Origin of the sequence: Stenotrophomonas sp. ZAC14D2_NAIMI4_6 (genome assembly GCF_003086875.1) — a bacterium.
Taxonomy (GTDB): domain Bacteria; phylum Pseudomonadota; class Gammaproteobacteria; order Xanthomonadales; family Xanthomonadaceae; genus Stenotrophomonas.
Window position 1 is genome coordinate 2,069,026 of sequence record NZ_CP025996.1, and the last position, 22,179, is coordinate 2,091,204.

The 22,179-nt window shown below is 66.0% G+C and carries 23 protein-coding genes; 4 read left to right on the forward strand and 19 right to left on the reverse strand.

The genetic code is table 11. The annotated features are described in order from the left end of the window. Nucleotides 1-66: 66 nt before the first annotated feature. From C1933_RS09465 to C1933_RS09555, 19 genes are all read right to left on the reverse strand, one after another. Nucleotides 67-645: a PilZ domain-containing protein gene (locus C1933_RS09465; protein WP_108749566.1), complete on the reverse strand. Its 579-nt coding sequence runs from the start codon at nucleotides 643-645 to the stop codon at nucleotides 67-69. Further along, nucleotides 642-935 carry a hypothetical protein gene (locus C1933_RS09470; RefSeq protein WP_108753042.1) on the reverse strand — a complete coding sequence of 98 codons (294 nt, stop codon included), beginning with the start codon at nucleotides 933-935 and terminating at the stop codon, nucleotides 642-644. Before C1933_RS09470 ends, C1933_RS09465 begins: the two co-directional genes overlap by 4 nt. After that, nucleotides 932-1,348, reverse strand: a complete 417-nt coding sequence (gene fliS / locus C1933_RS09475) for a flagellar export chaperone FliS (protein WP_108753043.1) — start codon at nucleotides 1,346-1,348, stop codon at nucleotides 932-934. Before fliS ends, C1933_RS09470 begins: the two co-directional genes overlap by 4 nt. Before the next feature lie 129 nt (nucleotides 1,349-1,477). Continuing rightward, a complete protein-coding gene (fliD, locus tag C1933_RS09480) occupies nucleotides 1,478-2,893 on the reverse strand; it encodes a flagellar filament capping protein FliD (RefSeq protein WP_108753044.1) in 1,416 nt (471 codons plus the stop codon). Nucleotides 2,894-3,333: 440 nt separating this feature from the next. Beyond that, nucleotides 3,334-4,506 (reverse strand): flagellin, encoded by a 1,173-nt coding sequence (locus tag C1933_RS09485; protein WP_108749570.1) that lies wholly within the window; start codon nucleotides 4,504-4,506, stop codon nucleotides 3,334-3,336. A 93-nt stretch (nucleotides 4,507-4,599) separates the two neighbouring features. Next, nucleotides 4,600-5,796: a flagellin gene (locus C1933_RS09490; protein WP_108753045.1), complete on the reverse strand. Its 1,197-nt coding sequence runs from the start codon at nucleotides 5,794-5,796 to the stop codon at nucleotides 4,600-4,602. A gap of 72 nt (nucleotides 5,797-5,868) precedes the next feature. Continuing rightward, entirely contained in the window at nucleotides 5,869-7,089 is a 1,221-nt protein-coding gene (locus tag C1933_RS09495) for a flagellin (protein WP_108753046.1), read from the reverse strand. Between the two features lie 405 nt (nucleotides 7,090-7,494). Beyond that, entirely contained in the window at nucleotides 7,495-8,697 is a 1,203-nt protein-coding gene (gene flgL / locus C1933_RS09500) for a flagellar hook-associated protein FlgL (protein ID WP_108753047.1), read from the reverse strand. After that, nucleotides 8,697-10,574, reverse strand: coding sequence for a flagellar hook-associated protein FlgK (flgK, locus tag C1933_RS09505; RefSeq protein ID WP_108753048.1), 1,878 nt, complete (start codon nucleotides 10,572-10,574; stop codon nucleotides 8,697-8,699). The genes flgL and flgK overlap by 1 nt, the downstream gene beginning before the upstream one ends. 8 nt (nucleotides 10,575-10,582) lie before the next feature. Beyond that, nucleotides 10,583-11,779 carry a flagellar assembly peptidoglycan hydrolase FlgJ gene (flgJ, locus tag C1933_RS09510; protein WP_108753049.1) on the reverse strand — a complete coding sequence of 399 codons (1,197 nt, stop codon included), beginning with the start codon at nucleotides 11,777-11,779 and terminating at the stop codon, nucleotides 10,583-10,585. Nucleotide 11,780: 1 nt separating this feature from the next. Continuing rightward, nucleotides 11,781-12,881: a flagellar basal body P-ring protein FlgI gene (locus tag C1933_RS09515; protein WP_199911427.1), complete on the reverse strand. Its 1,101-nt coding sequence runs from the start codon at nucleotides 12,879-12,881 to the stop codon at nucleotides 11,781-11,783. A 44-nt stretch (nucleotides 12,882-12,925) separates the two neighbouring features. After that, nucleotides 12,926-13,618, reverse strand: a complete 693-nt coding sequence (gene flgH, locus C1933_RS09520) for a flagellar basal body L-ring protein FlgH (protein WP_108753051.1) — start codon at nucleotides 13,616-13,618, stop codon at nucleotides 12,926-12,928. Nucleotides 13,619-13,640: 22 nt separating this feature from the next. Beyond that, on the reverse strand, nucleotides 13,641-14,426 hold the full coding sequence (gene flgG / locus C1933_RS09525) for a flagellar basal-body rod protein FlgG (RefSeq protein WP_049461063.1): 786 nt from the start codon (nucleotides 14,424-14,426) through the stop codon (nucleotides 13,641-13,643). Between the two features lie 103 nt (nucleotides 14,427-14,529). Beyond that, on the reverse strand, nucleotides 14,530-15,279 hold the full coding sequence (locus tag C1933_RS09530; RefSeq protein WP_108749578.1) for a flagellar basal body rod protein FlgF: 750 nt from the start codon (nucleotides 15,277-15,279) through the stop codon (nucleotides 14,530-14,532). A 32-nt stretch (nucleotides 15,280-15,311) separates the two neighbouring features. Next, on the reverse strand, nucleotides 15,312-16,535 hold the full coding sequence (gene flgE / locus C1933_RS09535; RefSeq protein ID WP_108753052.1) for a flagellar hook protein FlgE: 1,224 nt from the start codon (nucleotides 16,533-16,535) through the stop codon (nucleotides 15,312-15,314). Nucleotides 16,536-16,567: 32 nt separating this feature from the next. Then, nucleotides 16,568-17,251: a flagellar hook capping FlgD N-terminal domain-containing protein gene (locus C1933_RS09540; protein WP_108753053.1), complete on the reverse strand. Its 684-nt coding sequence runs from the start codon at nucleotides 17,249-17,251 to the stop codon at nucleotides 16,568-16,570. A 23-nt stretch (nucleotides 17,252-17,274) separates the two neighbouring features. Further along, nucleotides 17,275-17,682 (reverse strand): flagellar basal body rod protein FlgC, encoded by a 408-nt coding sequence (flgC, locus tag C1933_RS09545; RefSeq protein WP_108749581.1) that lies wholly within the window; start codon nucleotides 17,680-17,682, stop codon nucleotides 17,275-17,277. Between the two features lie 3 nt (nucleotides 17,683-17,685). Next, nucleotides 17,686-18,081: a flagellar basal body rod protein FlgB gene (flgB, locus tag C1933_RS09550; protein ID WP_108753054.1), complete on the reverse strand. Its 396-nt coding sequence runs from the start codon at nucleotides 18,079-18,081 to the stop codon at nucleotides 17,686-17,688. 205 nt (nucleotides 18,082-18,286) lie between these two features. After that, the gene (locus C1933_RS09555; RefSeq protein ID WP_025879111.1) at nucleotides 18,287-19,231 is read right to left on the reverse strand and encodes a chemotaxis protein; all 945 of its coding nucleotides are present in this window, start codon (nucleotides 19,229-19,231) and stop codon (nucleotides 18,287-18,289) included. A 236-nt stretch (nucleotides 19,232-19,467) separates the two neighbouring features. On the opposite strand from C1933_RS09555, the gene flgA reads away from it, so the two are divergent. The 4 genes from flgA (at nucleotide 19,468) to C1933_RS09575 (ending at nucleotide 22,141) form a co-directional block, all read left to right on the forward strand. Then, nucleotides 19,468-20,115, forward strand: coding sequence for a flagellar basal body P-ring formation chaperone FlgA (gene flgA, locus C1933_RS09560; RefSeq protein WP_199911428.1), 648 nt, complete (start codon nucleotides 19,468-19,470; stop codon nucleotides 20,113-20,115). Nucleotides 20,116-20,190: 75 nt separating this feature from the next. Then, nucleotides 20,191-20,496: a flagellar biosynthesis anti-sigma factor FlgM gene (gene flgM / locus C1933_RS09565; RefSeq protein WP_108749584.1), complete on the forward strand. Its 306-nt coding sequence runs from the start codon at nucleotides 20,191-20,193 to the stop codon at nucleotides 20,494-20,496. Continuing rightward, nucleotides 20,493-20,831, forward strand: coding sequence for a flagellar protein FlgN (locus C1933_RS09570; RefSeq protein WP_108749585.1), 339 nt, complete (start codon nucleotides 20,493-20,495; stop codon nucleotides 20,829-20,831). Before flgM ends, C1933_RS09570 begins: the two co-directional genes overlap by 4 nt. A gap of 92 nt (nucleotides 20,832-20,923) precedes the next feature. Beyond that, on the forward strand, nucleotides 20,924-22,141 hold the full coding sequence (locus C1933_RS09575; protein ID WP_108749586.1) for an ATP-binding protein: 1,218 nt from the start codon (nucleotides 20,924-20,926) through the stop codon (nucleotides 22,139-22,141). Nucleotides 22,142-22,179: the final 38 nt, after the last annotated feature.

The window sequence follows — 22,179 nt, forward strand, 5'->3', positions numbered from 1 at the left end:
AGTCCACCTTAACTTAGCTGAACGGGCCCGCCAAGGCCCGTCGGCCACGCACTACGGTGACGGCGTTCAGCGCGCCCGGCGCGCTTCGGCAACCTGTCGACGGTGTAGACGGAAAAGGTGGCGTTCCATGGCCATTTCCAGGCCATCGCCCAGATGACTGAAGCGCAGCCACAGGAAGTGGCCGCCGCTGCCGTCGGCGGCCTCGGCCACCACCTCCACCGGCAGGTCGATATGGTCGGGCAGCCAATCGCTGGGCTGCAGGCGCACGACGCCGGCCTGGCCCGGGCTGGCGCCGCTGCGCGGGCCCAGTTGCAGGCGGATGCCACGGCGCGACCAGCGGACCGGGCGCAGGGGCAGGTCGTGCCCTTGCTGGCGTACCAGCCGGCCCAGCAGCACCATGGTCAGGTCCAGCTTGGCTTCCAGGCGCTGCAGCTGCAGGGTGGCCTCGCTGCGTTCCTCGTGCTCGTCAACCCTGCTGTCTTCCACCAGGGCCAGGCTGCGCAGCAGGGCTTCGGCATTGCCGGTGCGGCCCAGCGCGCTGCCGGCCTGGAACTCGGCGGGCAGGGCCAGTTCGCAGCTGAGCGTTTCGTCGAACAGCTCGCTTTCGGCCGGGTGGTGCAGCGAGGTGGTCGGCAGCAGGGTCATGCCAGCGATTCTGCCTGCAGGTATGCATGGGCTGCGCGAAGGGAACGCTGGCCATCCTGCAGCTGCACGGCTACTGCGTCGCGGCGCTGGCGCAGCAGGCCCAGCAGGCTCTGCTGGCGTTCCAGCAGTGCCGACAGCGGGGCGTGGTTGGCACCGGTCAGCGGTTGGCTGAGCAGGGCGTGCAGGGTGCCATCGTGGCCGTCCAGCAGGCTGTCGGCCTGCTCGAAGGCATTTTCGTTCAATGCCTTTTCAAAGGCGTCCAGCTGCGCGTGCAGATCGCTCAGGCTCACGGCGCCACCGCCGCCGGACGGCGCTGTTCCTGCGGAATCGCGTTCCACGCCCCGTCGATCTCGCTCAACAGCTGCAGCGATTCATCAAGGGCGACGCGATCGTTGTGCAGGTTCGCTTCGGTCAGCCGCTGCAGCACGTAGTCGTACAGGGACGACAGGTTGCCGGCGATCTCGCCGCCGGCTTCATGGTCGAGCGAACCATTCAGGTGGCCGACGATCGCACAGGCCTCGCCGATCGCCTTGCCCTTGCCAGCCTGGTCGCCCCGTTCAAGGCTGGCCATTGCACGACGCACGCGTTCCAGCGCACCGGCCAGCAGCAGTGCCACCAGCTTGTGCGGATCGGCATCGGCGACCGCACTGGTCACACCCACCTGGCGATACTGTTCGGCGTATTGACGGCTGGAACCGTACATTCGTGATTCTCCCTTGCGCTGTGTACCGCCGACGGATCGTCAGGATCCGTGCCGGCGGCACTGCGGTGATTGCTGATGCTTCTGTTATCGGTGCGTACGGGGCCAAACTTGAGCCGCGTTCGCCTGCAATCAGCCGCTCAGCTGGGCCAACTGCTGCGACAGGGCGCTGCTGCTCTGCTGCAGCTTGCCCATCAGGGTGTCCAGCGCCAGGAACTGCTTTTTGTAGCGCTCGGCGACGCCTTCCATGCGGGTGTCCAGGTCGGCGCGGCGCTTGTCGATGTCGGTCAGCGTCTTGTTCAGGCTGTTGGTGCGCGAAACGAAGGCGCCTTCCTTGCCCACGGTGGTGCTGACATAACCGTCGACCATCGTATAGAGCTTGCCGGCGCCGCCGGTGTCGCCGGTAATGGCCTGGCGGATCTTCTCCGGCTGGTTGGCCAGTGCCGCGGCAAACTTGGTGGTGTCCAGCACCAGGCTGCCGTCGGCATTGGGGTAGCCGCGCGTCTGCAGGCCCAGCGTCTTCGGGTCCAGGCCTTCGGCTGACAGATCCTTCAGGATGCTGCTCATCTGCGCGCGCAGCTGGCTCATGGCGCCACGCATCTGCGCGTCGCCGGTCAGCGAGGCGGCTTCCTTGGTCTTGGCGTCGTAGGCGGTTTCGGTGTTGATGGCCGCCAGCGCCGCGTTGTAGGCAGTCACGAACTCCTGCATCACCTTGGTGGCGGCAGTCGTATCGGTGCTGATGGTGACCGTGCTTTCACCCTTCATCTTCAGGTTCAGGGTCAGGCCGGGCACCGCGTCAGCCACGGTGTTGCTGGCACTGACCACTTCCACGCCGTCGATGGTCAGCTTGGCGTCCTTGGCAGCGGTGTTCTCTTTCAGGCTGCCGACCAGCGAGGTCAGGCCCGGATCACTTCCCGCATACTCCAGCTTGATGGCGTTGGCAGCGCCGGTTTTTTCCTGGGCAATGGACAGGTACTGGTTGTCGCCCGAGCTGATCAGCGTGGCCTGCACGCCTTCCTTGCGGCCGGCGGCATCGATCTTGTTGCGGACCGTGGTAAGCGTGTCGCCTTCCTCGACCTCGACGTTCATGGTCTTGGCCTTGTCACCCACGCCAACGGTCAGCGTCAAGGTTCCGGCGGCAAAGATCTGGGTCTTCGGTACCGAGGTATCGGCAATCAGCTTGTGCGCGGTAGCCAGTTCCAGCACGTTCACCTTGTGCGTGCCATTGGACGCGGCAGCTTTGGTCGTGCCCACGTCATACAGCGCCACCGTTGCCGTCAGGATCTCGTCGGTGCTGTTGGTGCCGCCCTTGCTGGCGGTCACGGTGCGGGTATCGAAGGCAGTGGACGCCTTCAATGCGGTCAGTGCGGTCTTCAGCTTGTCGAAGGCCGAGGTGATGGTGCCCACAGACGAGAGCTGTAGTTTTGCCTTGGACTGCTGAAGGTTCAGTGCGTTGTCGGCCGGCTTGCGGTCGGCTGCCACCAACTGGCTGACCATGCCGGAAATATCCAGGCCCGAGCCAATGCCACCGTATCCAAAGTCTGCCACGTCGTTTCTCCTGGTAGCCGGGACCACGCGCTTTGCGGTGGGCCGTTGTCAACGAAAATAGCGGCCTGTGCCGCCGGGTCTTGAGGACTTCGTTGATGCATGTCCTGTGCCACTGCCCGCAAGGCGTTTCTGGCACGCCGGTTGCAGGAGGGTAGGGGCAGGGTGCGGGTATGTTCACCGCGGGCTGCCGGGAGTCTGCAAAAAGCCCTCCCCCAAGGTAGGGGAGGGATCAGGCTACTGACAATCGGGGGGAGACGAAGCCACCCGGTACGTACAGTCAAGAGTACAGCGCTGAAAGAGAGGTCCGCAGGGGCGGGCGATGCCAAGCCGGTTCGGGGTGTACCCGGGCCGGGCATGGCCGGCATCTGCGATGGCCTTGTCCTTCTGGTTGCCGCTACCGTCGGTGTGATCCGACGGTAGCGGCGCCTTCTTGCCGTGGATCAGCGCAGCAGGCTGAGCACGCCCTGCGGTACCTGGTTTGCCTGGGCCAGCATGGCCGTACCGGCCTGCTGCAGGATCTGGGTACGGGTCAGTTCGGCGGTTTCCTTGGCGAAGTCGGTGTCCTTGATGCGGCTACGCGAAGCCGACAGGTTTTCCGACGAGGTCTGCAGGTTGGCCACGACCGAGGTGAAGCGGTTCTGGATCGCGCCGAGGTCGGCACGGGTGCTGTTGATCGCACTCAGGGCCTTGTCAACGATTTCCATCGACTGCTGCGCACCCTTCACGGTGGACACGTCGATCTTGTCGGCGAACTGCTTGGTCGCAGCGGCACCGGCGGTGAAGCCCGCAACGGTCGAAGAGAAGGCGGTTGCCACACCTGCGTCATTGACGCTGTCCTTGACCGAGGTCAGGGTCACTTCACCGGCCGCGTCGGTTTCGGCGTAGACGCCGGTTTCACCGATCTTGGCGTTGATGTGCGCGGCCAGTGCCTTGCCGGCGGCGGCTTCGTTGGCCGCAGCCAGGCCGACGCTCTTCACGTCCAGCTTGTCGAAGTTGACGACGGTGCCCTTGCTGTCGGTGATGGTGAAGGCAGCAATGGCGACGTCGGTGTTGTCAGCGCCGGTCACGGCATCGATGGTGGCGGTGGCGAACTGCGCGCCGCCCAGGGCGTTGGCCTTGGCATCGATGGTCTTGTCGATGGCGATGGCCTGGCCTGCATTTGCACCGACCTGGAACAGCTGGCTGGAGAACGAACCGTCCAGCAGCTTGGTGCCGTTGAAGTCCGACTGCTTGGCGACGCGGTCGATTTCCGAAACCAGCTGGGTCACTTCGGCCTGCAGCGCCTTGCGGTCGCTGGCGGAGTTGGTGGCGTTGGCGGCCTGCACCGACAGCTCGCGGACGCGCTGCAGGTTGTTGCCGATTTCGGTCAGCGAACCTTCGGCGACCTGGGCCAGCGAGATGCCGTCGTTGGCGTTGCGGATGGCCACGTCGGTACCGCGGATCTGGGTGCCGAAACGCTCGGAGATGGCCAGACCGGCGGCGTCGTCCTTGGCGCTGTTGATACGCGAACCCGAGGACAGGCGCTGGATCGTGGTGGCCAGGGAGGCGCCGCTGGTGCTCAGGTTGCGCTGAGCATTCAGGGACATGGTGTTGGTGTTGATGACTTGTGCCATGGTGCTTTTTCCTTTGGCGGAGGTGGAGCGTGATTCAGTTTCAGAATCCGGGCGCCGGCTCAGCCAGCGCCCGGAGATGGATCAAGGTGCGTATCAGCGCAGCAGGCTGAGCACGCCCTGCGGCACCTGGTTGGCCTGGGCCAGCATGGCCGTACCGGCCTGCTGCAGGATCTGGGTGCGGGTCAGCTCGGCGGTTTCCTTGGCGAAGTCGGTGTCCTTGATGCGGCTACGCGACGCCGACAGGTTTTCCGACGAGGTCTGCAGGTTGGCCACGACCGAGGTGAAGCGGTTCTGGATGGCACCGAGGTCAGCGCGGGTGCTGTTGATCGCACCCAGGGCCTTGTCGACCACTTCCATCGCCTGCTGTGCACCCTTCACGGTGGACACGTCGATCTTGTCGGCAAACTGCTTGGCGGCCACGGCCGGGGCAGTCTGGCCAGCGGTGAAGGTGCCACCGGTGACGGCCACGGCGAAGCCCTTGAAGGCGCCGTCCTTGTCCACACTGTCCTTGACCGAGGTCAGGTCCACGCCGGTGCCGGCGGTGTTGACTTCGGCATAGACGCCGGTTTCGCCGATCTTGGCGTTGATCGCCGCTGACAGGGCGGTAGCTGCAGCCTTCTGGGTGCCAGCGGCGGTGCCGGTGGCTTCGACCTTCAGGTCGGCGAAGGTGACAGCGTTGCCCTTGCTGTCGGTGATCGACAGGCCGGTGATGTTGGCAGCGGTGGTGCCGTCAGCCGGGATGGTGACAGCCAGGGCGCCGGTGGCGAACTGCGCGCCGCCCAGGGCATTGGCCTTGGCATCGATGGTCTTGTCGATGGCGATGGCCTGGCCCGCATTGGCGCCGACCTGGAACAGCTGGCTGGAGAACGAACCGTCCAGCAGCTTGGTGCCGTTGAAGTCCGACTGCTTGGCGACGCGGTCGATTTCCGAAACCAGCTGGGTCACTTCGGCCTGCAGCGCCTTGCGGTCGCTGGAGGAGTTGGTGGCGTTGGCGGCCTGCACCGACAGCTCGCGGACACGCTGCAGGTTGTTGCCGATTTCGGTCAGCGAACCTTCGGCGACCTGGGCCAGCGAAATGCCGTCGTTGGCGTTGCGGATGGCCACGTCGGTGCCGCGGATCTGAGTGCCAAAGCGCTCGGAGATCGCCAGACCGGCGGCGTCATCCTTGGCGCTGTTGATGCGCGAACCGGAGGACAGGCGCTGGATGGTGGTGGCCAGCGAGGCGCCGCTGGTGCTCAGGTTACGCTGAGCATTCAACGACATCGTGTTGGTGTTGATGACTTGTGCCATGAGGAGAGGTCCTTGAGCGGTTGCACGTGAGTTGGGTTAGACGCCCCCGACGTGCTTCGGGGGCGGCTCATGTCAGCGCTGCAACAGGCTGAGCACGTTCTGGGGTACCTGGTTGGCCTGGGCCAGCATCGCCGTGCCGGCCTGCTGCAGGATCTGCGTGCGGGTCAGTTCAGCGGTTTCCTTGGCGAAGTCGGTATCGCGGATGCGGCTGCGCGAAGCGGACAGGTTCTCCGAGGAGGTCTGCAGATTGGCCACCACCGAGGTGAAGCGGTTCTGGATGGCGCCGAGGTCGGCGCGTACGCTGTTCACCGACTCCAGTGCCTTGTCGACGATGGACAGGGCTTTCTGCGCGCCCTCGGCGCTGCTGACGTCCAGGTCCTTGACGAAGGTGCTGGTGACGCCGGTCAGGGTGCCGCCGTTGGTGCTGGACTGGGTCAGGCCGACGTTGGCCAGATCGGTCGGGACGGCACCGGTGACCGTGGAAGCGGGGCCCGCGGTACCCAGGGTGAAGGTCTGGCCATCCTTGACCGAGCTGAGGCTGATCACCCCGGCGTCGACCTTGGCCAGCACGCCGGTTTCGCCGATCTTGTTGTTGATCGCGGCGGCGGTGGCGGCGCTGATCGATTCACCGGCCTTGACCGAGATATCGCCGATGTTGACCGTGGTGGCGCTGCCGCCCGGCGGGGTCACGATGACCTGCAGCTGCGAGTAGGTGGTGTCCGCAGCAGCCTTGTCGGTGCCCAGCGCGGTGCCAACGAAGGCGTTTGCGAAGTTGACCGCGCCCAGCGCATCGGCCTTGGCGTTGACCACGCTGTTGATCGCGATGGCCTGGCCGGCATTGGCGCCCACCTGGAACAGCTGGCTGGTGAAGCTGCCGTCCAGCAGCTTGGTGCCGTTGAAGTCGCTCTGCTTGGCAACGCGGTCCACTTCCGAAACCAGCTGGGTCACTTCGGCCTGCAGCGCCTTGCGGTCGCTGGCCGAGTTGGTGGCGTTGGAGGCCTGCACGGCCAGTTCGCGGATGCGCTGCAGGTTGTTGCCGACTTCGCTCAGCGAACCTTCGGCGACCTGGGCCAGCGAGATGCCGTCGTTGGCGTTGCGGATGGCCACGTCCAGGCCGCGGATCTGGGTGCCGAAGCGCTCCGAGATCGCCAGGCCGGCGGCGTCGTCCTTCGCGCTGTTGATGCGCGAACCAGACGACAGGCGCTGGATGGTGGTGGCCAGCGAGTTGCCGCTGGTGCTCAGGTTGCGCTGAGCGTTGAGCGACATCGTATTGGTGTTGATTACCTGTGCCATGGGGTCGTCTCCTCTTATATGGAACCCGTTGGTGAATGAAACGAAGCGCCGCCTGTTTTTTTTGTTTGGCTGTGTGCTTCGCCGTTGCCAAATGAATAACGGCGCTTTGTCAACAACCTTTAGGCGGGAATTTCGTCGGGGCCGTAATTCGTCGCGTGGGGCTGCTTTTTCCGGGGTTTGGCCTGCCCTGGTCCAGGGCGGGGCGGGCCCCGGAAAGGGCGGTCGGGGTGGTTCCGAACGGCGCCAGTGGAGGTATCGGCGCTGGTGCGCGAAGCTGAAGGGCGATGTGTTTCGCCGGGCGTGGCCCGGCGCTACCGCGCACCGGTAACACAAACGAAAAAGGCCGCGATGCTGGGCATCGCGGCCTTGAGGGGTTCAGCGGTGAAGGGGCCAGGCCCCGTCGGCTCAGCCGAGCTTGTTGAACAGCGACATCTGCTGCATCTGTGCGAACAGGGTCTGCGCGGCCTGCAGCGCAGTATTCTCGAGCTGGTACTGGCTCAGCGCGTCGGCGTAGTCCAGGTCGCGCATCTGCGACAGGGTGGTCTTCAGGGTCACGCCATTGGATTCACGCATGTCCGCGGCGTTGTCAAGCGCCTTCAGCTGTGCGCCGCCGGAGGCGCGGGCGTCGATCATCCGCTCGGCGGCCCGGGCGACATCCCGCAGGCTGCTCTGCAGCGCGTTCTGCTGTACGGCCAGGGTCTGCGGCGTTCCCGTGTCGGCTTCCAGCGCGCCGATCAGCGAATCCAGCGTGCCGAAGATGTCGCGACTGCTGGACGGGGTGACCGAGAAGCTGTCACCGGCGGCAGGTTTGCCATCGATGTGCAGGCGCACACCGTTGACCACCAGATCATCGCCGGACTTCATCGTGCCATTGCCCACCACCGTACCGCCCGCATCCAACACCTCGTAGGTGTCGGCAGCGGTGAAGCGCACGCTGAAGGCCTGCCCGTTCCAGTTGTCAGTGCCGTCACGGGTGATGTTGGTCAGCACGCCCGTACCGGTGTTGCCAGCGGCCGGGCCACCATCGACAAAGCCGTCGCCGGTGGGGATGCGCAGGAAGACCTCGCTGCCGGGCAGGGCATCACGCACGTAGGTGTCCGGTCCGACCTCCACCTGGCGCTGGGTCTGGTCGCCGCTGTAGACCACACTGCCACCCACCTGCGAGAACGGCGGGTTGCTGTCATTGGTACCACCGAACAGGTAGCGACCAGTGCCATCGCTCGAGTTGGCCAGTGACAGCAGGTTGTCCCGGATTGCCTTGATTTCGGTCACCATGGACTGCTTGTCGGCCGGGGCCAGCGCCGGATTATTGGCGTAGATGGTCAGCTCGTTGATACGGCCCATCATGTCGCCCACCTGGGCCAGGGTGTTTTCCTGCACGCCCAGCCGGTTCTGTACGTTGCCCGCGTTGAGTTTCATGCGTTCCAGCGCCGCCAGAGTGCGATCCAGCCCCACGGCGGCGCCGGCGTTCACCGGGTCGTCCTTGGCGGTGACGATCTTGCTGCCCGTGGCGATCTGCTGTTCCAGGTGGCTCAGTTTTGCCTGCTTGGACATCATCAGCGAGACGGACTGGCTGAACATCATGCTGGTGGAAATGCGGTTGTTCATCAGCGCACCGCCTGCAGGATGGTCTGGAACATGTTGTCGGCGGTGGAGATCAGCTGTGAAGCCGCCTGGTAGGCCTGCTGCAGGCGAAGCATGTCAGCGGCTTCTTCGTCCAGGTTGACCCCGGAAATGGAATCGCGTGCCGACTGCGCCTGGTCGGTGATGACCTGCTGGGCACTGAGCGAGTACTCGGCCGAGCGCGCGGCGGCACCCACCTGGGTGGTCAGCCCGCCCAATGCACCGTTGAGGGTGACCGTACCACCGTTGAATGCCTTTGCATCCTCCACCTTGGACAGGGCGATGGCGTTGCTGTTGTCCGATGAGCCGGCAGGAGTGGGCGTGATGTTGAAGGTGTCGCCGGTCTTGGGCGCACCATCCAGCACGAAGCTCCATCCATTGGCGCTGATCGTCTGGCCAGGGGTGTAGGTCTGCGGTGCGCCACCATCAATGGTGTAGGTGGTGGCCGAGGTGAACACGATGGCCGCCGGATTGCGCAGATTGGCATTGCTGGCGTCGGTGACGGTCACGCCGCTGAGCTTTCCGGTGCCCGTGTTGGCCAGCGCAGCCGCGCCCTTGATCGCGGCCGCCGCGGCAATGCGCGAGGCATCGGTGATTGCCACGCTGAGGCTGCCGGCGACGCCTGCGGTGGGCTGCAGCAGGAAGCGATCGTTGGTGGCCGGGTTTCCGCCTACCACCAGCTCCACGCCGCTGATGACCAGCGGGTCGGCAGCGGTGCCGGTGCCGGTCATGGGAATCGTGGCGCCGGTATCGGCGCGGCTGGCCTGCCATTGGGTACCGTCGTACTTCAGCACGATGTTCTGGGCGTCCAGCTTGGACAGGTCACCGTAGCTGGCGCTGATGCTCGCGGTGCCGGTGTTGGCGGTGTTGCCGGTGACGCGGGGGGCGCCCAGATTGAAGAAGTCACCGCCCATCTGGCCATACAGATCCACGCCGTTGCGGTGGCCGCTGTTGAAGGTCTCGGCCAGGCCGACAGCCATCTTGCCCAGTTCGGCCTGGGCCGGGGTCAGTACGGTGTCGCGGAACTCCATCAGGCCGCCGATCTGGCCACCTACGGCCTTCGGGTCCAGGGTGATCGTGCCACTCTGGGTCTGCAGGGCAAGCTGCAGCCGCTCGGGTTGGTAGGGATCAGCGACGGTGGTCACCTTCGATGCCGTCGTGCCCACCACCAGGGCGTTGCCGCCGGCGGTATAGACGTTCATGAAGCCACCGTCCTGGATGACGGCAGTGCCACCGGTGTAGCCCACCAGCTGCGCGACCAGCTGGTCGCGGCGGTCCAGCAGGTCCGGCGAGGCGCCGGCGATGTTGGTGCCGATGGCGCCGTTGATCTGCGCGATCTCCGATGCCAGGCGGTTGACCTCGGTGGCGCCACCGATCAGGCCATTGTTGACCTCGCCATTGAGATTGTTGAGATGGGTGTTGAGCTGCTGGAAGCGATTGGCCAGCGCGTTGGCGCTGTCGAGCATGTTCTGCCGGTCGGCGGTGCCGGCGGCGTTGGACGACAGGCCGCTGACGGTGTCGAAGAAGTTCGACCACATGCCCGACACGTTGGTGGCGGTGTCCGAGAACAGCGCATCAACGCGGTCGGCCATGGTGGAAAGCTGCTGCAGCCGCGCCAGCTCGCCGCTGCTGTCGAGCAGGCGCGAGATCGCCAGCTGGTCGGCGGCGCGTCGGATATCGACGATGCGGGTACCGTTGCCAACCTCGCCATACCCGAAGTTCTGCGGGGTGGCGGTGGCAAAGTCGACCTTCTGCCGGCTGTAGCCGGGCGTGTTGATGTTGGCGACGTTGTGGCTGGTCGTCGCCAGGGCACGCTGGAAGGCGAGCAGGGCGTTGGTACCGGTGGAAAGGACGCTGGACATGGGGTTCCTCAACGGCGGGTGATACCCAGCGCCGCGGTTGCGGTGCTGGCGAAGGTCTGGCCAAGGCGGGCGCCGGCATCGGTCACCGCGGCAACCGCGCGTTCGATGGTCGGGCCACCGGCAATGGCGGCGATCTTGGCGGCGTAGCTCGGGTCCGTTGCATAGCCGGCACGCTGCAGGCCACGGGCGAAGCCCTGTACATCGGTGCCGGCCTGCAGGGCCTGCTGGTAGCGCGGGCTGGTCTTCAGCAGGCGCACGTAATCGGCGAAGCTTTCGGCCGGCGAGCTGTAGGCGCGGAAGCTGGCGGTTTCGTTACGGCGCACGCCATCCACGTATTCGTGGGTGCCTGCCACCGCGCTCTGGCCTTTCCAGCCCGTGGCCTTGATGCCGAACAGGTTGTGCGAGGTGCTGCCGTCGGCATGCTTGATCTGGCGCTTGCCCCAGCCGGTTTCCAGCGCGGCCTGGGCGACCAGGGCGCGGGCATCCACGCCCAGTTCCTTGGCCGCGTTCTGCGCGTGCGGCCAGATGCTGGCCACGAAGCCTTCCGGCGTGTGCGCGCCCAGCTGGGCCACGGCGGTGCGGCTGGCCAGCGCGTCGGCGGCGGTGCCGGTGCTGCCACGGTTGCTGGCCGTGGGCGCCCACTGGTCGCTGGCGGCGGCCCAATCGGCGCCGCCGATATTGCTGGCGTACGGATCCTCGGTGCCCAGCGCACGGTGCGCGCTGCTGCTTTCGCGGCCGGCAATCAGGTCCAGCGCCTGTTCCATCGGTGCCACCGACGATTGCGCGCCGTCCTGCACGCCGGCGGACATCTGCTGCAGGATGCGCAGTGCGTTGCTGGCGTCCTCCAGCGGCAGCGACGGCGCCTGCGCCGGTGCGTTCAACTGGTAAGCACGGCTGGCCTTGGCCGGGTCCACGCGGGTGTCCAGCGCCGGGGCATCGCCCTGGTTGCCAGACAACTGGCGCGCGATGGATTCGTGCAGGCCCAGGCCCTTGCCGCGGGTCAGGGTCTCGGCAATCTTCTGGTCGTACATGTCCCGGAAGACCTTGTTTTCACCCGGGAACAGCGAATCGCCGAAGCTGGCATCGCGCATGCTCTTCACCAGCATCTGCGCGAACTGGCCTTCCAGCTGGCGTGCGACCTTGTCGATCTTGGCCGGATCGTTCTGCTGCGTCGGGTGCAGCTCAAGGGCGGGGGTGATGCGCATGTCAGATCACCTCAAGCTCGGCGCTCAGCGCACCGGCCTGCTTCAGGGCTTCCAGGATCGCGATCAGGTCGCCCGGCGCGGCACCCACCGCGTTCACCGCGTGCACGATCTCGTCCAAGCTGGTGCCGCCGCTGAACTTGAACATGCGGCTGCCATCGTTGGTGGCGGTAATGGTCGATTGCGGGGTTACCACGGTCTGGCCACCGGCCAGCGCGTTGGGCTGGCTGACGTTGGCGTTTTCCTGGATGGTGACGGTGAGCGAGCCGTGCGAGATCGCCGCCGGGCCCACGCGCACCTGCTGGCCGATCACCACGGTGCCGGTGCGCGAATTGACCACCACCTTGGCCGGGGCGCTGCCCGGGGTCAGTTCCAGGTTTTCAATGCGGGCCAGCAGACCAATGCGTGCACCGGGATCCGTCGGCGCGCGCACGGCCACGGTCACGCCGTCCACCGCACGTGCGGCACCTTCACCGAAGGCATTGTTCAGCGCGCCAACCATGCGCGAGACGGTGGTGAAGTCGTTGTTGTGCAGGTTCAGGGTGATCTCGCCGTTGGCGCCGAACACATCGGGCAGCGCACGTTCAACGGTGGCACCGCCGGGAATGCGGCCCACGCTTGGCACGTTCACCGACACGCGCGAACCATCCTTGCCCTGCGCACCGAAGCCGCCCACGATCAGGTTGCCCTGAGCAATGGCATAGATCTGGCCGTCCGCACCGCGCAGCGGCGCCATCAGCAACGAGCCGCCGCGCAGCGATACGGCGTTGCCGATGGAAGACACGGTGATGTCGATCGGCTGGCCCGGTTTGGCGAACGGCGGCAGTTCGGCGTGGATCGCCACGGCGGCGACGTTCTTCAACTGCGGGTTGACGTTGGCCGGCACGTTCACGCCCAGCTCGCCCAGCAGGTTCTTCAGGCTCTGCACGGTGAACGGCGCCTGGCTGGTGCGGTCGCCGCTGCCATCCAGACCCACCACCAGGCCGTAGCCAACCAGCGCGTTGCCGCGCACGCCGCCCACCTGGGCCAGGTCCTTGATGCGCTCGGCACTGGCGGGGGCCGCCACGGCCAGCAGCAGGAAGAATGCTCCGTAGAGCGACGCCATGCGTCGCTGCCACGTGGAAGAGAAGAGAGAGTTCATGACAGTACTCAGAACGGCGCCAGCGCCGAATTGAAGAAGCGGCTCAGCCAGCCCATGGCGTTGGACTGCGCCACGGCACCACGGCCGCCATAGACGATGCGGGCCTCGGCCACGCGGCTGGACGGCACGGTGTTGTCCTGGTTGATGTCGCCGGGGCGCACGATGCCCTGCACCTGCACCAGTTCGTCGCCCTGGTTCAGGCGCAGGTTCTTCTGCCCCTGCACCACCAGGTTGCCGTTGGGCAGGCGCTGCACCACCGTGACCGTCACGCTGCCCTGCAGGCGGTTGCTCTGCGCGCTGTTGCCCTTGCCGGTGAACTCGCGTTCGCCATTGGCGCTGGCGCTCAGGATGTCCTTGCCGCCCAGGGTGACCGGTGCGCCGAACAGCGAGGGTGAGCCGATGGTCAGGCCCGATTCCTTGCTGGTGGCGGTGTTCGCACTGGTCTGCGCGGTGGTGTTTTCCAGCAGGGTGATGGTCAGCAGATCACCGACATCGCGGGCGCGGCGGTCGGCATACAGGTTCAGCGTCGGGCCGGCGGCATAGATGGCGCCGGCGGTGGGCGCGGCCTGCATCGGCACGATCGGCTGCACCGGGGCCATGGCCGGGTAGGGGCGCACGTCGCCGGCAATCACGCAGCCGCCCAGCAGGGCAGTAACGGCGCAGCACAGCGCGGTGCGGGCGAGGGTAGTGATGGACGACATGGCGGTATCCCGATGGTCTCGATCAGACGTTCTGGTTCAGATAGCCCAGCATGGCGTCGGTGGTGGAAATGGCCTTGGCGTTCATTTCGTAGGCGCGCTGGGTTTCGATCATCGACACCAGCTCTTCCACCACGTTCACGTTGCTGCCTTCCAGCGCACCCTGCACCACGGTGCCCAGACCGTTCAGGCCGGGGTTGCCGTTCTGCGCCGGGCCCGAGGCGGTGGTTTCCAGGAACAGGTTTTCACCACGGGCCTGCAGGCCGGCCGGGTTCACGAAATCGGTCAGGGTCAGTGCGCCCACTTCCACCGAAGCGGCGTCGTCGGCCATCTTTACGCTGATGGTGCCGTCGCTGCCGATGGTGACCGACTGCGCGCCTTCGGGAATCTGGATGCCCGGCTGCACCGGATAGCCGGTGTTGGTTACCAGCTCGCTGTCCTGGTTGATCTTGAACGAGCCATCGCGGGTGTAGGCCGAACTGCCATCGGGCAGCTGCACTTCGAAGAAGCCACGGCCGTTGACCATCACGTCCAGCGCGCGGCCGGTCTGCTGCTGGCTGCCCTGTTCGAAGTTCTTCGAGGTGGCCACCACGCGCACGCCGGTACCCAGCTGCAGGCCGGTCGGCAGCTGCGTCTGTGCCGAACTGGCGCCGCCGGGCTGGCGCACCTGTTGGTACAGCAGGTCTTCGAAGCTGGCGCGGTCCTGCTTGAAACCGGTGGTGTTGGTATTGGCGAGGTTGTTGGAAACCACCGACATGCGCGTCTGCTGCGCATCCAGTCCGGTTTTTGCGATCCACAATGCCTGGTTCATCTTCGGAATCCTGTCTGGCTGAAGCGGGCCGCGCGGTGCGGCCGTTGGTGAAGGCTGTGCAAGCGGTGTGCCAACGCCGGCCAACGCCGGCGCCGGAATTCCGTCAGCCGCCCAGGCGCAGCAGGCTGTTGGCGCTGCGCGCGTTGTCGTCGCCGTGCTTGATCACCTGCACCTGCATCTCGTACTGCCGCTGCAGCTGGATCATCTGCACCAGCGCGCCGGCGGCATCCACGTTGCTGCCTTCCAGTTGGCCGCTGTGCACGGTGGCGCCCTGCGCCTGGGCGAAGGGCTGCTGCGGGTCGGTGTTGCGGAACAGGCCGTCCAGGCCGCGCTCCAGCCGTTCGTCCGGCGCCTGCACGATCTTGATGCGGCCGATCATCGCCATGGTCTGCGGGCCTTCGCCCTGCGGAATGATCGAGATCGTGCCGTCGTTGCCCACTTCCATTGCCTGGTAGGGCGGAATGGCGATGGGGTTGTTGTTGTCATCCAGCACCGCACGGCCGCTGGAGGTCACCAGCTGGCCGTTGGGGGTGACCGACAGCGCGGCCCCCCGGGTGTAGGCTTCGCTGCCATCGGTGGCCTGCACGGCCAGCCAGGTGCCGGTCTGCAACGACAGGTCCAGCGGCTTGCCGGTGATGTGCTGCGCGCCGGCGCTGCGGTTGAAACCGGCGTCGACGTGCAGCGCATCCACCCGCGAGGCGTAGCCCTGCCCACGGATCGGGAAGGCTTCGGTGTTGGCCAGCGCTTCCTTGAAGCCGGGGGTGTCCGAGTTGGCGAGGTTGTGGCTGAGCGTACCCTGCGCCTGCAGGGAGGCGCGGGCACCGGTCATCGCCACGTAAAGGGCTTTATCCATGCGGGAAGTTCCGTGACAGGGTCAGCAGCTCATCAACGGATGTTGATGACGGTCTGGGTGATCTGGTCCTGCGTGGTGATCATCTGCGCGTTGGCCTGGAAGTTGCGCTGCGCCACGATCATGTTCACCAGCTGCTCGGTCAGGTCCACGGTGGACGATTCCAGCGCGCCGGCCTGGATCTTGCCCATGTTCGAGGTGTCCGGAGGGCTGGTGCGCGGGGTGCCCGAATCAAAGGTCTCCACCCACAGGTTGTTGCCCTTCTGCTCCAGGCCCTGGGTATTGTTGAAGGTGGTCAGTGCCACCTGGCCCAGTGCCTTGTCATCGCCATTGGAATAGCGGGCGAACACCACGCCGGTTTCCGACACGGTGACCTCGTTGAGCTTGCCGGCCGCGTAGCCATCCTGCTGGGTGTTGCGCAGGGCGAACTTCTCGCCGTACTGGGTCGAACCGGACACGTCCAGCGTCATGTTCAGCGCGCCAGCGCCGGTCGGCGGGGTGAAGGTGCCCAGGCTGATCTGGCCATTGGCGGGCACCGTCAGCTTGCCGGCATTGTCGAAGGTCAGGTCGGTCGGCGTCCCTGCGGCTACGCCATCGACGTAGTTGTGCACGCGCCACTGGTTCACACCGGCCAGCTTTTCGAAGTAGGACACCTGGGTGTGGCTGACGCCCAGCGAGTCATACACGGTAATGCCGCCGCTGGAGTGGTTGTAGCTGTTGGAGTCGGTGGGGTCGAACGGGTTCACCGTCGGCACTTTGGCGTTGGCCGGCAGGGTGAAGCCCACCTTTACTTCGCTGGTCTGCTTGGGCGGGCTGTCGGTGGTCAGCAACTGCAGATCCACCAGGCGGCCGGCATCGAAGTTGGTGCCATCGGCGTTCGGCGCGAACACCTGCAGGCGGGCGCCCTGCGGGTTCACCACGTAGCCGGCCGGATCGGTCTGGAAATTGCCGGCGCGCGAATAGACCCGCGCACCGTTCATGTTCATGGTGAAGAAGCCTTCGCCGGAAATCGCCATGTCCAGGCCACGGCCGGTCTGTTCATTGTTGCCCTGGATAAACTGCTGGGCGACGTTGGAGACGCGCACGCCCGAACCCACCTGGTTCTTGGCCAGGCCATAGCTGGTGGCCGAGAACAGATCGGCGAACTCGGCGCGCGATTCCTTGAAGCCGGTGGTGTTGGCGTTGGCGACGTTGTTGGCGGTGACGCTCAGGTCGGAGTTGGCGGCATTGATGCCGGACAGCGAGATGTTGAAGCCCATGGGATGCTCCTGGTAGATGCGGGATGTGCGGCTCAGCTGACGCGGAGCACGTAGTCGATCGGGGCCGTGCCCAGGCCCTTCAGGTTCAGATACAGGCCGTCAGAGCCGACGGTCACGCTTTCAACCGGCGCCTGCACATAGGTGGACAGCTTGGTGCTGGTGCCGGCGGTGTCGACGTGGTTGGCGACGATGGAATACTTGCCCGGCGCCATGCGGTTGCCGTTGGCATCCTTGCCGTCCCACTGGAATGCGACTTCACCGGCGGCCTTGGCTTCCACGCTGATCGAGGTCACCTTGGCGCCGTTGGCATCGGTCACGTCGACGGTCACGATGCCAGCGGCAGGTGCAGCGACGGTGCCGCTCACATCACCTTCCTCTTCCAGCACCAGCTTCTCGGAAGGCACCAGCACTTCGTGGCCAACCAGGGCGGCGCCTCGCAGCACCTGGTCGCTGGCCATGGACGCCTGGAAGCCCTGCACCGTGGTGTTCAGATCGGTGATGCCCTGCACAGTTGACATCTGCGCCATCTGCGCGACCATCTGCGTGTTGTCCATCGGCTTCAGCGGGTCCTGGTGCTGCAGCTGTTCGGTCATCAGGCGCAGGAAATCGGCCTGGTCCAGGGTGTTCTTTTTCTTGGTGTTGGTGCTGTTGGGGGCGTTCAGGCCAAGGGCGGCGTAGACGTCCTGGTTGGTCTGATTGTTGACGGCGGTGCTCATGGCGGTATCCGGTACAGCGGGCCTCAGCGGCCCATGGTCAGGGTGGCCAGGGCCAGTTCCTTGGCGGTGGTCAGCATTTCCACGCCGGCCTGGTAATTGCGCGAGGTCGAGATCAGGTTGACCATCTGCGCCACCGGGTCCACGTCGGGCTGGTAGATGTAGCCTTCGGCGTCGGCCAGCGGGTGGCCCGGCTCGTAGCGCTTGATCGGCGCTGCTTCGCTCTGGCTGATTTCCTTCACCTTCACCGAAGTGACATTCGGATCGGTCTTGCTGGTGACGGCCTGGAAGATCGGCTCCAGCGGCTTGTACACCGCGTCGGCCGAGCCGGCGATGCTGTCAGCGTTGGACAGGTTGGAGGCGATGGTGCTCATGCGCACCGACTGCGCCTGCAGCGCGGAACCGGCGATATCGAAGATCGGCAGATTGCTCATGGCTTATTGCCCCGTGATCGCGGTCAGCATGGAACGCACCTTGCTTTCTACGAAGCTGAGCGAGGCGCGGTATTCCAGGGCGGCACGGCCATAGGCGGCGCGCTCTGCAACGGGGTCGACGGTGTTGCCGTCCAGGCTGGGCTGCACCCCTTCGCGGGCCACCTGGAACGGGTTCAGTCCACTACTGATTTCGTAGTGCTGCTCGTTGGTGGTGGTCATCAGGCCGTTGGCATCCAGCCCCTGGGCGTGGCGCAGGGCGGCATCGAAGTCCAGGTCCTGGGCCTTGTAGCCGGGGGTGTCGGCGTTGCCGAGGTTGCTGGCGATCAGCTTCATGCGCTGTTCGCGCAACGGCATGGCCTGGGCGTGGACACCCAGGTAATCGGTAATCAGGTTGCGCACGATGCACTCCCACAGGAACGTTGCCCGGGAAGCTGCAAGCGGTGTGCCAAAAGCGAGAAGGGGTCGGAGCCCCTGCGGGAATCCGACCCCAACAGGGCAGGGGAAGCGCGACGGGGTCAGATCCCCGCAGGGGCTCTGACCCCATCGGGGCTGGCGGAGGGCGCGGGGTCAGAGCCCCTGCGGGGATCCGACCCTGTGGGCGGCCTTACGCCGCCATGGCCACCTTGCGCAGGCGGTCCAGCACGAAGTCCGCCAGTTCGTGCGGCGAATACTTGGCCACGAAGGCATTGGCGCCCACGCGTTCGACCATCGCATTGTTGAATACGCCCGACAGGGAGGTGTGCAGCAGCACATACAGCCCGGACAGGCCGGCGTGGCGCCGGATTTCTGTCGTCAGCGTATAGCCGTCCATGGCCGGCATTTCGATATCGGAAATGACCATGGCGTAGCGTTCGGCCGGGTTTTCGCCCGAGGCGTGGATCTGCAGCAGGTGGTCCAGCGCCTGCTTGCCGTCGGACAGCAGGGTAGCGCCCACGCCCAGCTGGTCCAGCACGCTGCGGATCTGCTGGCGGGCCACCCGCGAGTCGTCCACCACCAGCACCTGCAGCTGCGGCGCGTCGGCAGGCATGGCCATGGCCGGGTCCAGCACGGCTTCGCCGCGCACCTGGGCAATGTCGGCCAGCACGCTTTCCACGTCGATCACCTGGATCAGCTCGCCCTGGAAGCGGGTGACGGCGGTCAGGTAGCTCGATTCGGCGCCCAGCTCCGGCGGCGGGTGGATGTCCTCCACCGCGATGTTCACGATGCGTTCCACCCCGCTGACCAGGAAGCCCTGGATCGAGCGGTTGAACTCGGTCACCACCAGGTAGCCCGGTGCGGTGTCCGCATCCGGTTCACGCTCGGGGTGGCCGATGGCCAGGCCCAGGTCCAGTACCGGCACCGAGCGGCCGCGCACGTCGGCCACGCCGGCGAACTGGCCGGGCAGGCCGGGCACCTGGAACAGCTCGGGCCGGCGCAGCACTTCCTGCACCTTGAAGACATTGACGCCAAAAAGCTGACGTCCGCCGAGACGGAACAGCAGCAGCGCCAGGCGATTGTGGCCGGCCAGTCGGGTCCGCTGGTCGATCCGGTTGAGCAGGTCATGGGACATGGCTGCTGTATCGGCGTGGTGCCCGCCGAACTTGAGACCTTTTGTAGAGTCGAGCCATGCTCGACTTCCGGCTCTTGTAGAGTCGAGCCATGCTCGACTGATGTGCCGTGCAGTCGAGCATGGCTCGACTCTACAGAAGGACGTCGAGCACGCTCGACGCTGCAGGGGCGGGCTGGCACGGCGCTTGCATTCTTCCGGGCCAGGTCCCAGCGAACCCAGGAGGCGCCATGCGCCGGATGACATTACTAGTAGCCGCCGCGCTCGCGATGGCCGCGCCGTGGGCGCAGGCCGCGCAGTGGCAGCCCGTTTCCAGCATTCGTGCCGCAGCGCTGTCCACCCTGGCGGCCGGCAGCGAAGGCGAGGCCATCGTGGCCGATGCGCTGCGCCTGCCGCAGTGTGGCAAGCCGCTGGCAGTGCAGCCCACCGCCAATACCACCGTCGAGGTGAGTTGCCCCGATGCGGGCGGCTGGCGCCTGTTCGTGCCGGTGAAGGTGCGGCACAACCAGACCGTGCTGGTGCTGACCCGTGGCATCGCCACTGGAGAAACCCTCAGTGCGGCCGATATCAGCACTGCCACGCGTGACGCGGCCCGTATTGCCGGCGCCGTGCTGGCCGACCCGGCCGCGGCGGTGGGGCGCATTGCGCGCCGTCCGCTGGCGGCAGGCAGCCTGCTGTCGGCCAATGACCTGCTGGCACAGCGTCTCATCAAGCGTGGAGACAATGTAGCCCTGGTCGCCCGCACCGGCGCCGTGGAAGTACGTATTGCCGGCCGCGCCCTGGGCGATGCCGGGCACAACGACCGCGTTTCGGTCGAAAACCTGTCCACCCGCCGCATCGTGCAGGGCGTGGTGGATGCGGCCGGTGACGTAATCGTGGCGCGTTGAAAAAGTTTGGAAAATCCCTAAAGATCACGGCCCAGCGGCCGTTATCCCTTGTGTACGGCAACTCCAGGACACCCCATGAGCCAGAAAATCGACGGCAATCTGCAGATCCCGCAGGCCCTGCGCGGCGTGACGACCCCGGCCAGCAAGCCCGGCGTCAGCAGCGATTCGGCTGCCCGCCCGGTGGAAGCAGCTGACAGCCTGCGCCTGACCGGCGAAGCCACCAACCTGCAGGCCATCGAACGCGACCTGAGCACCGCCCCGGCGATCGACGCCCAGCGCGTGGCCGCAGTGCGCGAATCGCTGCAGAACGGCACCTACAAGATCAATCCGGACGCGATTGCTTCGCGCATGCTCGAGCTGGACCAGCAGCTGCAGGGATGAGCGCGGCCATGAGCGAGCCGCTGCAGCGCCTTGCCGAGGCCCTGGACGTTGAACGCCAGGCCTTGGTCGAGCACGACGTGCATGCGTTGATCCGCGCCACCGGGGCCAAGCTGGAAGCGCTGCGTGCGCTGGAAGGCACGCCGCCGGTCGGGCAGGGCGAACAGCTGCAGGAACTGGCCGAGCGCAACCGCGCCAACGGCGTGCTGCTGTCGCGCCGCCGCCGCGAGGTCAACTGGGCGCTGCGCCAGCTCGGCCGCACCGAAGACGCCTCGGCTTACGACGCCAAGGGCCAGTCGCACACCGTTACCGCGCGCCGGCCGCTGGCCGTCGCCTGATTCCCCGGCGGCCACTGGCCGCCACCGGGCGGGCTGTGACCCGCAGCCGGAGCGCGTATATTGGGCGCCTGTTCGCAAGCCCCCGAGTCGCCGTGTCCGCCGCCAACGCCCTGGTTACCGCCCCCCTTCCTTCCCAGCCCGTGCTGCAGGCCCTGTTGGAACGCCTGCGCGAAGGGCTGTTGCTGTTCACCGCAGACGGGCAGGTGGCGTTGGCCAACCCGGCCGCCCAGCACCTGCTGGGCAACGCCGACAGTGCGGCCGCACCGGCCCAGCGCCTGCGCGAACTGCTACCCCCCGACGCCCTTGAACAGGCCCGGCAGCAGGGCGCCTGGAGTGGCAGCCTGCCGCTTGGCGAGGGCGTGGTCATCGCCCATCTGTACCACCATGGCGAGGGCGGCCAGAGTCACTACCTGGCGCTGTTCCAGCGCATTGAAGGGCAGGAAGACTACGAACGCGAGCTGCAGCAGCGCCATGCCGAACTGCGCCAGGCGTACCTGCGTCTGAACGGCACCCAGGAAAAGCTGCTGCAGTCGGAAAAGATGGCTTCCATCGGCCAGCTGGCCGCTGGCGTGGCGCACGAGATCAACAATCCCATCGGTTACGTGCACTCCAACCTGGGCAGCCTGCAGGAATACCTGCGCAGTCTGTTCACGGTGATCGAAGCCTACGAACGCGCCCTGCGCGCGCCCGATCCGAAGGCGCTGATTCCGGAAATCGACGATATCCGTGACCGCCTGGACATCGATTTCATCAGCCGGGATCTGCCGCAGCTGATGGCCGAATCACGCGAAGGCATCGAGCGGGTGACCCGCATCGTGCGCGACCTGAAGGACTTCTCGTACTCCGGCCGCGACGAGTCGTGGAAGCTGGTGGACCTGCATGCCGGCCTTGAATCGACCATCAACATCATCTGGAACGAGCTCAAGTACAAGGTCACCCTGGAACGCCAGTTCGGCCAGTTGCCGCTGGTGGAATGCCTGCCTTCGGAACTGAACCAGGTGTACATGAACCTGCTGCTCAACGCAGGCCATGCCATTGCCGAGCGCGGCACCATCACCGTGCGCACCGGCGTGGATGGCGAGACCGTGTGGGTGGAGTTCGAAGACACCGGCGGTGGCATTTCGCCGGAACTGCGCCAGCGCATCTTCGATCCGTTCTTCACCACCAAGCCGGTGGGCAGTGGCACCGGGCTGGGCCTGTCGATTTCCTACAGCATCATCAACAAGCACCACGGCCGCATCGATCTGGACAGCACCCCGGGCGTGGGCTCGCGCTTCCGCGTGGTGCTGCCGATCAAGCAGCCGCGCTGACCTCGCTTCTGTAGTCGAGCCATGCTCGACTGCTTTTT

Bases quoted from the DNA above. Each gene is read 5' to 3' on its own strand.
- C1933_RS09465 (WP_108749566.1), bottom strand. From the start codon at position 645: ATGACCCTGCTGCCGACCACCTCGCTGCACCACCCGGCCGAAAGCGAG.
- fliS (WP_108753043.1), bottom strand. From the start codon at position 1,348: ATGTACGGTTCCAGCCGTCAATACGCCGAACAGTATCGCCAGGTGGGT.
- C1933_RS09485 (WP_108749570.1), bottom strand. From the start codon at position 4,506: ATGGCACAAGTCATCAACACCAACACCATGTCCCTGAATGCTCAGCGC.
- C1933_RS09490 (WP_108753045.1), bottom strand. From the start codon at position 5,796: ATGGCACAAGTCATCAACACCAACACGATGTCGTTGAATGCTCAGCGT.
- C1933_RS09495 (WP_108753046.1), bottom strand. From the start codon at position 7,089: ATGGCACAGGTAATCAACACCAATACGATGTCGCTCAACGCTCAGCGC.
- flgL (WP_108753047.1), bottom strand. From the start codon at position 8,697: ATGAACAACCGCATTTCCACCAGCATGATGTTCAGCCAGTCCGTCTCG.
- flgK (WP_108753048.1), bottom strand. From the start codon at position 10,574: ATGTCCAGCGTCCTTTCCACCGGTACCAACGCCCTGCTCGCCTTCCAG.
- flgJ (WP_108753049.1), bottom strand. From the start codon at position 11,779: ATGCGCATCACCCCCGCCCTTGAGCTGCACCCGACGCAGCAGAACGAT.
- C1933_RS09515 (WP_199911427.1), bottom strand. From the start codon at position 12,881: ATGGCGTCGCTCTACGGAGCATTCTTCCTGCTGCTGGCCGTGGCGGCC.
- flgH (WP_108753051.1), bottom strand. From the start codon at position 13,618: ATGTCGTCCATCACTACCCTCGCCCGCACCGCGCTGTGCTGCGCCGTT.
- flgG (WP_049461063.1), bottom strand. From the start codon at position 14,426: ATGAACCAGGCATTGTGGATCGCAAAAACCGGACTGGATGCGCAGCAG.
- C1933_RS09530 (WP_108749578.1), bottom strand. From the start codon at position 15,279: ATGGATAAAGCCCTTTACGTGGCGATGACCGGTGCCCGCGCCTCCCTG.
- flgE (WP_108753052.1), bottom strand. From the start codon at position 16,535: ATGGGCTTCAACATCTCGCTGTCCGGCATCAATGCCGCCAACTCCGAC.
- C1933_RS09540 (WP_108753053.1), bottom strand. From the start codon at position 17,251: ATGAGCACCGCCGTCAACAATCAGACCAACCAGGACGTCTACGCCGCC.
- flgC (WP_108749581.1), bottom strand. From the start codon at position 17,682: ATGAGCAATCTGCCGATCTTCGATATCGCCGGTTCCGCGCTGCAGGCG.
- C1933_RS09555 (WP_025879111.1), bottom strand. From the start codon at position 19,231: ATGTCCCATGACCTGCTCAACCGGATCGACCAGCGGACCCGACTGGCC.
- flgA (WP_199911428.1), top strand. From the start codon at position 19,468: ATGACATTACTAGTAGCCGCCGCGCTCGCGATGGCCGCGCCGTGGGCG.
- flgM (WP_108749584.1), top strand. From the start codon at position 20,191: ATGAGCCAGAAAATCGACGGCAATCTGCAGATCCCGCAGGCCCTGCGC.
- C1933_RS09570 (WP_108749585.1), top strand. From the start codon at position 20,493: ATGAGCGCGGCCATGAGCGAGCCGCTGCAGCGCCTTGCCGAGGCCCTG.